Here is an 11,111-nt window from a genome sequence, read left to right on the forward strand (position 1 = left end):
AACGAGCCTACGTCGAACGATTTTTGCCGCAAGGGATCTTCGCCAAACTGTTGTGCCAAGCTCAGACTTCGCTCAGGTGTGGCGAGCCTCGCTCTTCGCCGCTGCCGTCGCCGCGCGGTGCGAGAGGCGTTCGTAGATGGGTTCGGATCTCAGCGCGACGGCCACCAGCATCGCGATCGCACACGCCCCCAGCGCCGGTGGCAACTGATTGGTGTTGCCGGTCATTTCGGTGGCCAGGATCAGGCCCGTCACCGGAGCGTGCACCGATGCGGTGAAGAACGCGGCCATGCCGATCAGCGCGCAGGCAGGCAGGCTCGGCATCGCGTGCGGCGTCAACTGCGCGGCGATCAGGCCTACGGCCAGTCCGGATTGCGACCCCAGCACCAGCATCGGCGCGAACAGCCCGCCGGGGGTGGCGGCCGCGTAGGACACCACGCCCAGCGCGAAGCGCACGACGAACATGCCGATGACCACGAGCAGGGTGCCGTGACCCGACAGCGCGTTCTGGGTCAGGTTGTCGCCGCTGCCCGCCAGCGCCGGTGCCGTCCAGACGACCAGCCCGACCAGCACCCCCGTCGCCGCGGCCCGAACCTCCCGGGGCATCCGGCTGGCGTCGGCCCGGCGCAGCGTCCGCATCACGGCCTCGTTGTAGAGCACCCCGAGCACGCCGGTGACGAGCCCGATCGCGACCACCCATCCCGACTCGAGCAGCCGCGGATCGCCGAGCGGCTGCATGTGGAACTCGGTGTCCGGCGATACCAGGAGGCGGGCAGCGGCGAATCCGGAACCGGACGCCACCAGCGTGGCGATCGTCGTCCGCGGATCGAATCGCTTGAGCAGTTCCTCGAGTACGAAGACCCCGCCGGCGATCGGCGCATTGAAGGCGGTAGCCAACCCGGCCGCGGCGCCGCCGGCGACCAGCAGGCGCAGATCGGCCAGGTTGCGGCGGGTCAACGTGGCGACGATGACCGCAGCCGACCCGCCCATCTGCACCGACGGCCCCTCGCGGCCCAGTGCCATGCCGCTGCTGATGGCCAACAGTCCGCCGATGTATTTCACCGGCAGAATGCGGAACCGGTCCGGCCGCACCCGGCCGTCGGCGACGGCTTCGACGCGTGGGATTCCGCTGCCCTCGGCGTGCGGCTCGATCCGGTGCACCAGCGCTGCCGCCGCAGCGGCGCACGCCGCGCACGCGAGCACGACGACGACCAGGCCCCACGGGCCGCCGTGCGCCCAATGGGCGAGCTCGCCGCGCAGCCGCGCACCCTGCTTCAACAGCAGCTTGAACGTCGCGGCGCTGAGGCCGGTCAGTACGCCGACCAGAGCGGCCGCGACCACGAACCCGATCAGGCTCTCGGCGCCCTCGCCCTCGCTGTCGACCGGATGAGTGGTCGGCCGCTGCCAGCCGGTGAGCATGCTGCGCAGTGTGTCGCGCCAACCCTGTCGTGTGTCGTCACGCACGCGTCCTGCTTAGCCGACAAACCTGGGCGGGTCTGCTGTGGGGGTCGCCCAGCGTGGTGGGCGCTTCTGCAGGAACGCCAGCATGCCCTCGCGGGCCTCGTCGGAGACGAACAGCCGGGCCGACTCCGCGCCGAGCCGCTCGGCGTCGCGGTCGAATCCCGCCAGCACGGCGGCGGTGGTGAGCGCCTTGGATGCGGCCAGGCCCTGCGGTGACCCGCGGCCGATGTCGGCGACCAGTGCCGCCACCGCAGCCTCGACGTCGTCGGCGGCCTCGGTGATCAACCCGATGCTTGCGGCGGTGGTGGCGCCGAACTTTTCTCCGGTCAAGTAGTAGCGCGCGGCGGCGCGGGCCGACAGCTTGGGCAGCAACGTCAGCGAGATGATTGCGGGCGCCACCCCGATCCGCGCCTCGGTCAGGGCGAACGTGCTCTTCGGTCCCGCGACGGCGATGTCGGCGGCGGCCACCAGGCCCATGCCGCCGGCGCGCACGTGGCCGTCGACGGCGACGATCACCGGCAGTGGTGCTTCGACGATGGCCCGCAGCAGCGCGGCCATCTCCCTGGACCGCTGGGTGGTGGCCTCGGCGGGATCGGCGTTGGCCGCCGAACCCTCGGAGAGATCGGCGCCCGCGCAGAAGGTGTTGCCGGTATGCCCGAGTACGACCACCCGCACCGCGGGATCGGCCGCCGCGTCGCTCAACCCCTCGTGCAGTTGATTGACCAGCGCGCTCGACAACGCGTTCCGGTTGTGCGGCGAATTCAGCGTCAGCCGCGCAACGTGCTCCTCGACGGCGTAGTCGACTACCCGGTCCATCAGTAGCTGCGGGGCAGGCCGAGCGATGTCTGCGCGACGAAGTTGAGCACCATCTCCCGGCTGACCGGCGCGATGCGGGCGAGCCGCGCGGCGGCCATCATTGCCGCGACACCGTATTCCTTGGTCAGGCCGTTGCCGCCGAGCGACTGCACCGCCTGGTCCACGGAGCGGTTAGCCGCCTCGGCCGCAGCGTATTTCGCCATGTTGGCCGCGGTCGCCGCGCCACCGTCGTCGCCGTTGTCGTACAGCGTCGCGGCCTTCTGCATCATCAGCTTCGCCAGCTCGACCTCGATGTGGCACTGCGCCAACGGATGTGACAGACCCTGGTGCGAACCGATCGGGGTGCCCCACACCTGTCGGGTCTTGACGTAGTCGGCGGCGCGGTCCAGCGCGAAACGGCCCATGCCGACGGCGCTGGCCGCACCCATGATGCGCTCGGGGTTCAGGCCCGCGAAAAGCTGGGCGATGGCGGCATCTTGGGCACCGACGAGCGCGTCGCTGGGCAGCCGCACGTCGTCGATGAAGACCTGGAACTGCCGTTCCGGGCTGATGATCTCCATGTCGATCGGGGTGTAGGTGAAGCCGGGTGTGTCGGTGGGGACGATGAACAGTGCCGGACGCAGCTTGCCGGTCTTGGCTTCCTCGGAGCGCGCGACGACGAGCACCGCCTGCGCCTGGTCGACACCGGAGATGTAGACCTTCTGTCCCTTGAGGATCCAGTCGCTGCCGTCACGACGGGCGGTGGTGGTGATCTTGTGCGAGTTCGATCCGGCGTCGGGCTCGGTGATCGCGAACGCCATCGTGATGCTTCCGTCGGCGATACCGGGGATCCAGCGCTTCTTCTGCTCATCGGTGCCGAACTTGGAGATGATCGTGCCGTTGATGGCGGGCGACACCACCATCAGCAGCAGTGCGCTGCCCGCGGCGGCCATCTCCTCCATCACCAGCGACAGCTCGTACATGCCGGCGCCACCGCCGCCGTACTCCTCGGGGAGGTTGACCCCGAGGAAACCGAGTTGTCCCGCCTCGTACCACAATTCGTCGGTGTGCTCTTGCGCGCGGGCTTTCTTCAGGTAGTACTCGCTGCCGTACTTCGAGGCCCAGTCGGACACCGCCTTGCGGAGTGCCTGGCGGTCCTCGTTTTCGATGAAACTGCTGTCGGTCATGAGTTTTCTCCTTCTGCTTCGGGATCGTGGGGCGCGTCCACGCGCGCCAGTACGGCGCCGACCTCGACCTGCTGGCCGGTGTCGACGTTGAGTTCGGCGAGCACGCCGTCGGACGGCGCGGTGATGGTGTGCTCCATCTTCATCGCTTCCAGCCAGATCAGCGGCTGGCCGGCGGTGACAGTGTCGCCGACGGCGGCGCCGAGCCGAATCACGTTGCCGGGCATCGGCGCAACCAGCGAGCCCTTCTCGACGGCCGAACCCGGCTCGGGAAAGCGTAGTTGCGCGATCAGGTGCACCGGCCCCTGCGCCGAGTCGACGTAGACGTCCCGATTGTGCCGGGCGACGGCGAAGCGGTGCGCCACGCCGTTGTCGTCGGCCAGTACCACCTGATCCGGCGACGCCGACACCAGGTGGACCGCTTCGTCGGTCGGTAGCGTCAATTCCGTCCGGCCGAAACGGTATTCAATGCGATGCTCGTTGTCGGCGTCGTCGAGGTAGGTCTTGACCTGGAAGCCCGACGCCAGGTTGCGCCAACCGCTGGGCAGCGAGCCGAGCACGGTGGCGGTGGCGCGGTTGTGGGCGGCCTCGGCCAGTGCGGCCGCGATTGCCGACATTCGCACCACCGCGTCGTCGGCCAGTGGGGCGGCCAGTTGTGCCAAGCCGTGCGTGTCGAAGAACGCGGTGTCGGTGGCGCCGTCCAGGAATGCCTGGTGCCGCAACACGTTCACCAACAGGTCGCGGTTGGTACGCAGCCCGTGCACCTGGGCCCGGGCCAGCGCGTCGGCCAGCACCAGCGCCGCCTGCCGCCGGGTAGGCGCGTACGAGATCACCTTCGCCAGCATCGGGTCGTAATGGATCGACACCACCGAGCCGTCGACGATCCCGGAATCCAGCCGGATTCCGGTGCGCGCACCGAGGGTGCTGAATTCGGTGCGGGCCAACGGCACATCGATCCGATGCACCGGGCCGGCCTGCGGTTGCCAGTTCTGTGCCGGGTCTTCGGCGTACAACCGGGCCTCGATCGAAGAGCCTTGCGCGACAGGCGGTTCGGCGTCCAAGTGCTCACCGTCGGCCACCGCGATCTGTAGCTCGACCAGGTCGAGCCCGGTGGTCTCCTCGGTGACCGGGTGTTCGACCTGCAGGCGGGTGTTCATCTCCAGGAAGAAGAACTCACCCTCGTCGTCGGCGAGGAATTCGACGGTGCCGGCTCCGGTGTAGCCAATCGCACCCGCAGCCAGCCGGGCGGCCTCGAACAGCCTGTCGCGCATCCCTGGAATCCGCTCGACCAGCGGTGACGGCGCTTCTTCGATGATCTTCTGATGGCGGCGCTGAATCGAGCACTCCCGCTCGCCCACCGCCCACACCGTGCCGTGTGCATCGGCCATCACCTGGACCTCGACGTGGTGGCCGGTGGGCAGGTAGCGCTCGCAGAACACCGTCGGGTCGCCGAACGCGGACTGGGCCTCGCGCTGCGCCGCCGCGACTTCGCCTGGCAAGGCGTCCAATTGGTCGACCACCCGCATGCCGCGCCCACCGCCGCCGGAGGACGCCTTGACCAGCACCGGCAGCTGCGCGGCGGTGACGGTCTCGGGGTCGAGCTCCTCGAGCACCGGAACTCCGGCCGCGGACATCATCTTCTTGGACTCGATCTTGGAGCCCATCGCGCGGACCGCGTCCACTGGCGGGCCGATCCAGGCCAGCCCGGCGGCTTGTACCGCAGCCGCGAAATCGGCGTTTTCGGAGAGGAATCCGTAGCCGGGGTGGATCGCGTCGGCACCGGCGGCCTTGGCGGCGGCGATGATCGCCTCGGCATTGAGGTAGTCATTGGTCTGCGGCAGCCGCACCCGGACGTCCGCCTCGGTCACATGTGGGGCCGCGGCATCCGGGTCGGTGTAGACCGCCACGGTGCCCAGGCCGAGGTTGCGGCAGGTGGCGAACACACGGCGGGCGATCTCGCCGCGGTTGGCCACCAGAACTCGAGTGATTCCCATTTGCGTCACATCCGGAAGACGCCGAAGTTCGACGTCCCCTTGATCGGGCCATTGGCGATGGCGGACAAACACATTCCCAACACGGTGCGGGTGTCACGGGGATCGATCACCCCGTCGTCGTAGAGCATCCCGGACATCACCATCGGCAGCGACTCGGCTTCGATCTGGCCTTCGACGGCGGCACGCATCGCCGCGTCGGCTTCCTCGTCGACCTGCTGGCCGCGCGCCTCGGTGGCGGCGCGGCTGACGATGGACAACACTCCGGCCAGCTGTGCGCCACCCATCACCGCGGATTTGGCGCTAGGCCAGGCGAACAGGAAGCGGGGATCGTAGGCGCGTCCGCACATGCCGTAGTGGCCGGCGCCGTAGGAGGCACCGATCAGCAACGAGATGTGCGGGACCATCGAGTTGGAGACGGCGTTGATCATCATCGAGCCGTGCTTGATCATGCCGCCTTCCTCGTAGTCCTTGCCGACCATGTATCCGGTCGTGTTGTGCAGGAACAACAGTGGCGTGTTCGAGCGGTTGGCCAGCTGGATGAACTGGGTGGCCTTCTGCGACTCCTCGCTGAACAGCACGCCCCGCGCGTTGGCCAGGATGCCCAGCGGATAGCCATGCAGCCGGGCCCAGCCGGTGACCAGTGACGATCCGTACATGCCCTTGAACTCGTCGAATTCCGAACCGTCGACGATGCGGGCGATCACCTCGCGCGGGTCGAACGGGATGCGCAGATCGGCCGGGACGATGCCGATCAGTTCTTCCGTGTCGAACAGCGGATCGGTGACCGGGGCGGGCGTGGGGCCCTGCTTGGTCCAGTTGAGCCGCGCGACGATGCGGCGCCCGATCCGGATCGCGTCGAGTTCGTCAACGGCGAAATAGTCACCCAAACCCGAGACACGGGCGTGCATTTCGGCGCCACCGAGCGACTCGTCGTCGGATTCCTCGCCGGTGGCCATCTTCACCAGCGGGGGACCGGCCAGGAAGACCTTGGATCGCTCCTTGATCATCACCACGTGGTCGGACATTCCGGGGATGTACGCCCCGCCCGCGGTCGAGTTGCCGAATACCAGCGCGATGGTCGGAATGCCGGCCGCTGAGAGCCGGGTCAGGTCGCGGAACATCTGCCCGCCCGGGACGAAGATCTCTTTCTGCGTCGGCAGGTCGGCGCCGCCGGATTCCACCAGCGAAATGACCGGCAACCGGTTCTCGTAGGCGATCTGGTTGGCCCGCAAAATCTTTCGCAGGGTCCACGGATTGCTGGTGCCGCCCTTGACCGTCGGGTCGTTGGCGACGATCAGGCACTCGACACCGCTCACCACGCCGATGCCGACGACCGTGCTGGCACCGATCTGGAAGGCGCTGCCGTAGGCCGCCAGCGCGCTCAATTCCAGGAACGGAGCGTCTTCGTCGACCAGCAGTTCGATACGCTCGCGCGCGGTCAGCTTGCCGCGGGCATGATGGCGCTCAACATATTTCGCACCGCCACCACCGAGTGCCTTGGCAAGTTCGGCGCCGATCTCCTCGAGCCGGGACTCCGCGGCCTCGGCGGCGGCGATGTAGGTGTCGCTGCTCGGGTCGAGGACTGACTTGAGTGCGGTCATGACCACCACCGACGATGCAGAGCGGAGCGATGAGGAGGAGGCGGTGTGATCATGACCACCACCGACGATGCAGAGCGGAGCGATGAGGAGGAGGCGGGGTGATCATGATTGGAAGCCAAGCAGTTTGGCGGCCAGCGAGGTGAGAATCTCGGTGGTACCGCCGCCGATGCCGATGATGCGCATGTCGCGGTATTGGCGCTCGATTTCCGATTCGGTCATGTATCCCATTCCGCCGAACAGCTGGACGCCCTGGTTGGCGACCCACTCACCGGCCTCGACCGCGGTGTTCTTGGCGAAGCACACCTCGGCGATCAGGTTGGTCTCGCCGGCCAACTGCCGCTCGACGACGTGGTGGGAGTAGACGCGGGCCACGTCGATGCGGCGGGCCATCTCGGCCAGGGTGTTCTGCACGGACTGCCGCGAGATCAGCGGCCGGCCGAAGGTCTCCCGGTCGCGGCACCACTGCACGGTGATGTCGAGACATCGTTGCGCGCTCGAATATGCCTGCGCGGCAAGCCCTATACGCTCGGACACGAAGGCCTCGGCGATCTGGGCGAAGCCGGTGTTCTCGGCGCCGACCAGATTTTCGACCGGCACGTGCGCGTCGACGTAGGACAGCTCCGCGGTGTCGGACGACCGCCAGCCCATCTTCTCCAGCTTGCGGCTCACCTCGAATCCAGGGGTGCCCTTCTCGACCAGCAGCAGCGAAACCCCGGCTGCGCCAGGGCCGCCGGTGCGCACGGCGGTGACGACGAAGTCGGCCCGCACCGCCGAAGTGATGTAGGTCTTGGCCCCGTTGACGACGTACTCATCTCCCGAGCGGGTGGCGGTCGTCTGCAGGTGCCCGACGTCGGAGCCGCCGCCGGGTTCGGTGATGGCCAGCGATCCGATTTTCTCCCCGGCCAGCGTCGGTCGGACGAATTCCTCGATCAGCCGCTCGTCACCCGAGGCGATCATGTGCGGCACCGCGATGCCGCAGGTGAACAACGAGGCGAAGACTCCGCCGGGCACGCCGGCCTGATGCAGTTCTTCGCAGACGATCACCGCATCGGCGCCGTCACCGCCACCGCCGCCGACCTCCTCGGGGAAATTCGCACCGAGCAGGCCCGCTTCGCCTGCGGCCCGGTGCAATTCGCGCGGCAGCTCGCCGACGCGTTCCCACTCGTCGACGTGCGGCAGGATCTCCCGTTCGGCGAACGAACGCACGGTTTTGCGGAGCGCCTCGCGCTCCGGGGTGGTCCAGATGCTCACAACAACCTTTCCGGAATGTCGACGTGGCGGCTGCGCAGCCATTCGCCGAGCCCTTTGGCCTGCGGGTCAAAGCGCGCCTGATAGGCGACGCCCTGGCCGAGGATCTCTTCGATGACGAAGTTCACCGCCCGCAATCGGGGCAGCAGGTGCCGAGTCACCGGTAGGTCGGCGGTCTCGGGCAGCAGTTCACGCAGCAGGTCGACGGTCAGCGTGTTGGCCAGCCAGCGCCACTGCTCGTCGGTGCGCACCCAGAGCCCGACGTTGGCCGACCCGCCTTTGTCGCCGCTGCGGGCGCCGGCGATGCGGCCGAGCGGCACCCGCCGGGTCGGGCCGTCGGCAAGCGGCTCCGGCAACGCCGGAGCATGGACCGGCTCGAGCTCGAGAGTCTGTGTGGCGCAGGGGATCGCTACCCTGGTGCCGTCGCTGTGCACGGCGGTGTGCGCCACCTCGGTGGCCTCGACGTAGCCGGGGGTGTAGACGCCGTAGACCTGGCCCTCGCCGGGAGGCGCGGTGACGGTGAAGCCCGGGTAACTGGCCAGAGCCAGTTCGACTGCGGCAGAGGAGAACTGACGTCCGACATTGGCCGGGTCGGAATCGCGGACCACGCAGCGCAGCAGTGCGCTGGCCGCTTCCTCGGTGTCGGCGTCGGGGTGGTCGGTGCGGGCCAGCGTCCACTCCAGCTCGGCCGGCTTGACCGAGAGTGCGGATTCGAGTTGCCGTCGCACCAGATCCGCCTTGGCGTCGATGTCCAGGCCGGTCAGCACGAACGTCGTCGCGTTGCGGAATCCGCCGATGCTGTTCAGCGACACCTTGTAGGTGGGCGGCGGTGGTTCACCGGTGACTCCGCTGATCCGCACCCGGTCGGGGCCGTCGGACGAGAGTTCGATGCTGTCCATCCGGGCCGTCGCGTCCGGGTTGGCATAGCGGGCGCCGGTGATCTCGTAGAGCAACTGCGCGGTGACGGTGTCGACGCTGACCAGCCCGCCGGTGCCCGGGTGCTTGCTGATCACCGAGGACCCGTCGGCGTGGATTTCGGCCAGCGGGAAGCCGGCATAAGTCAGGTCCGGAATCTCAGTGAAGAACGAGTAGTTGCCGCCGGTGGCCTGGATGCCGCATTCGATGACGTGTCCGGCGACCACGGCACCGGCCAGGCGGTCGTAGTCGTCGCGCTGCCAACCGAAGTGCGCGGCCGCCGGTCCGACAGTCACCGACGCGTCGGTCACCCGGCCGGTCACGACGATGTCGGCACCGTCGTTCAGGCAGTCGACGATGCCCCACGCGCCCAGGTAGGCGTTGGCGGTCAGCGGCTTTCCCAGCCCGAGTTCCTCGGCGCGCCCCGACAGGTCGTCTCCGTCGACGTGGGCGACCCGGACGGACACGCCCAGGCGCTCGGCGAGCGCCCGCACGGCGTCGGCGAGGCCGGCGGGATTCAGGCCACCGGCGTTGGCGACGATGCGCACCCCGCGCTCCCGGGCCAGCCCCAGGCATTCCTCGAGCTGGGTGAGGAAGGTCTTGGCGTAGCCGCGTTCGGGGTGTTTCATCCGGTCCCGGCCGAGGATCAGCATGGTCAGCTCGGCCAGGTAGTCGCCGGTCAGATAGTCGAGTTCGCCGCCGGCCAGCATCTCGCGCATCGCGGAGTGCCGGTCGCCGTAGAAACCCGAGCAGTTACCGATCCGAACCGGGGCAGACCCCACCCGTGTCTCCCTCCGTCGGGTCGTACCAACCAACCGGTAGGTTACCTCACGGACCGGCGCCCACCAGCAAGAATCCTCCCGTTGAAATTTGCTGTCTGATGCGCAAAAACGGCATTGCCGAAATGGACTGCGTCCTAACCTGTCCCGGTATGTTGCCAACGAAATTAAGAGTGCCCGCGAGCTGGGCGGAACCCATCACCAAGTACCTGCTGAAAGAGATCAACGCCGGTCGCCCGAAAACGACCGTTCGGCTCCGCCGAATGCATCTGGCCTACGCGGCACGCTCCCTGCGCTCGGCACCGACCAAAATCACCACGGACATGCTGATGGACTGGATGGGTCGGCAGGACTGGAAACGCGAAACCCGCCGCAGCTACCGCAGCTCACTACGCGGATTCTTCAAGTTCGCATGCGCGACCGGCTTGATCGACCACGATCCCGCCGCCGACCTACCTGCGATTCGGATGGAATCACCGCGGCCACGGCCAGCCCCCGATGATGCGTGGTTGCGGGCACTGCAGACACCCCGGGCCGACGTGCGGCTCATGCTGCGCTTGGCGGGAGAGGCCGGCCTGCGCCGCGCCGAAGTGTCCAAGGTGCACGTCCGTGATGTTCTCGACGGACCGCAGCTGTATGTGCACGGCAAAGGCTCGCACGACCGCATCGTTCCGATTACTGATTCACTGGCCGGGCAGTTGTTGCTGGGCGCAGCGGGTCACACGCCAGGCGCGTCGGACTCAGGGTGGCTGTTCCCCGGGGAGTGTGACAGCCACCTGTCTCCGGAGTGGGTCGGCCAGTTGTGCGCAGCCGCGCTGCCCGGCGAACTCACCATGCATACGCTGCGGCACCGCTTCGCCACCCGCGCCTACCGCGCGTCGCGCAACATCCGCGCCGTGCAACTGTTGCTCGGTCATCAATCGATCGTGACCACGCAGCGGTATTTGGCCGTCGACGACGACGAGGTGCGTGCCGCGATGATGGGCGCCGTGGCCTGATCGGTTTGATCCGTTCCCGGGGGGCGGCGTGATCCCCTAGTCTGCGCGCATGAAGGCAACGCTGATTGGCTTCGCGCTGGCGATCGCAACCAGTACGGCCGTTCCGTTGGCGTCCGCCGACCCGGAGCCTGTGCCGTCG

8 protein-coding genes are annotated in these 11,111 nt (G+C 68.0%); 1 reads left to right on the forward strand and 7 read right to left on the reverse strand.

Translation table 11 applies throughout. The features are described from left to right. Window positions 1–72: 72 nt before the first annotated feature. The 7 genes from CYU59_RS05640 to CYU59_RS05670 form a co-directional block, all read right to left on the reverse strand. Window positions 73–1,461 (reverse strand): ClC family H(+)/Cl(-) exchange transporter, encoded by a 1,389-nt coding sequence (locus CYU59_RS05640; RefSeq protein WP_292976796.1) that lies wholly within the window; start codon window positions 1,459–1,461, stop codon window positions 73–75. 9 nt (window positions 1,462–1,470) lie between these two features. Then, complete coding sequence (locus tag CYU59_RS05645; protein WP_292976798.1) at window positions 1,471–2,274, reverse strand: enoyl-CoA hydratase family protein; 804 nt, start codon at window positions 2,272–2,274, stop codon at window positions 1,471–1,473. Further along, window positions 2,274–3,440, reverse strand: a complete 1,167-nt coding sequence (locus CYU59_RS05650) for an acyl-CoA dehydrogenase family protein (protein ID WP_292976800.1) — start codon at window positions 3,438–3,440, stop codon at window positions 2,274–2,276. Before CYU59_RS05650 ends, CYU59_RS05645 begins: the two co-directional genes overlap by 1 nt. Continuing rightward, window positions 3,437–5,431 carry a biotin carboxylase N-terminal domain-containing protein gene (locus CYU59_RS05655; protein WP_292976802.1) on the reverse strand — a complete coding sequence of 665 codons (1,995 nt, stop codon included), beginning with the start codon at window positions 5,429–5,431 and terminating at the stop codon, window positions 3,437–3,439. Before CYU59_RS05655 ends, CYU59_RS05650 begins: the two co-directional genes overlap by 4 nt. Before the next feature lie 5 nt (window positions 5,432–5,436). Further along, a complete protein-coding gene (locus tag CYU59_RS05660) occupies window positions 5,437–7,032 on the reverse strand; it encodes a carboxyl transferase domain-containing protein (RefSeq protein ID WP_292976804.1) in 1,596 nt (531 codons plus the stop codon). A 102-nt stretch (window positions 7,033–7,134) separates the two neighbouring features. Then, on the reverse strand, window positions 7,135–8,283 hold the full coding sequence (locus CYU59_RS05665; protein WP_292976806.1) for an acyl-CoA dehydrogenase family protein: 1,149 nt from the start codon (window positions 8,281–8,283) through the stop codon (window positions 7,135–7,137). Continuing rightward, a complete protein-coding gene (locus CYU59_RS05670; RefSeq protein ID WP_292976808.1) occupies window positions 8,280–9,977 on the reverse strand; it encodes an acyclic terpene utilization AtuA family protein in 1,698 nt (565 codons plus the stop codon). The genes CYU59_RS05665 and CYU59_RS05670 overlap by 4 nt, the downstream gene beginning before the upstream one ends. Window positions 9,978–10,147: 170 nt before the next feature. Between CYU59_RS05670 and CYU59_RS05675 the strand changes: the two genes are divergently transcribed. Continuing rightward, window positions 10,148–10,972: a tyrosine-type recombinase/integrase gene (locus tag CYU59_RS05675; RefSeq protein WP_292976809.1), complete on the forward strand. Its 825-nt coding sequence runs from the start codon at window positions 10,148–10,150 to the stop codon at window positions 10,970–10,972. The last annotated feature ends 139 nt before the right edge of the window (window positions 10,973–11,111 follow it).

The sequence above is a fragment of the Mycobacterium sp. genome (assembly GCF_002863225.1).
Taxonomy (GTDB): domain Bacteria; phylum Actinomycetota; class Actinomycetes; order Mycobacteriales; family Mycobacteriaceae; genus Mycobacterium.

What these genes read in the sequence shown, in the direction of transcription:
- CYU59_RS05645 (WP_292976798.1), bottom strand. Translation starts at nt 2,274, where the DNA reads ATGGACCGGGTAGTCGACTACGCCGTCGAGGAGCACGTTGCGCGGCTG.
- CYU59_RS05650 (WP_292976800.1), bottom strand. Translation starts at nt 3,440, where the DNA reads ATGACCGACAGCAGTTTCATCGAAAACGAGGACCGCCAGGCACTCCGC.
- CYU59_RS05655 (WP_292976802.1), bottom strand. Translation starts at nt 5,431, where the DNA reads ATGGGAATCACTCGAGTTCTGGTGGCCAACCGCGGCGAGATCGCCCGC.
- CYU59_RS05660 (WP_292976804.1), bottom strand. Translation starts at nt 7,032, where the DNA reads ATGACCGCACTCAAGTCAGTCCTCGACCCGAGCAGCGACACCTACATC.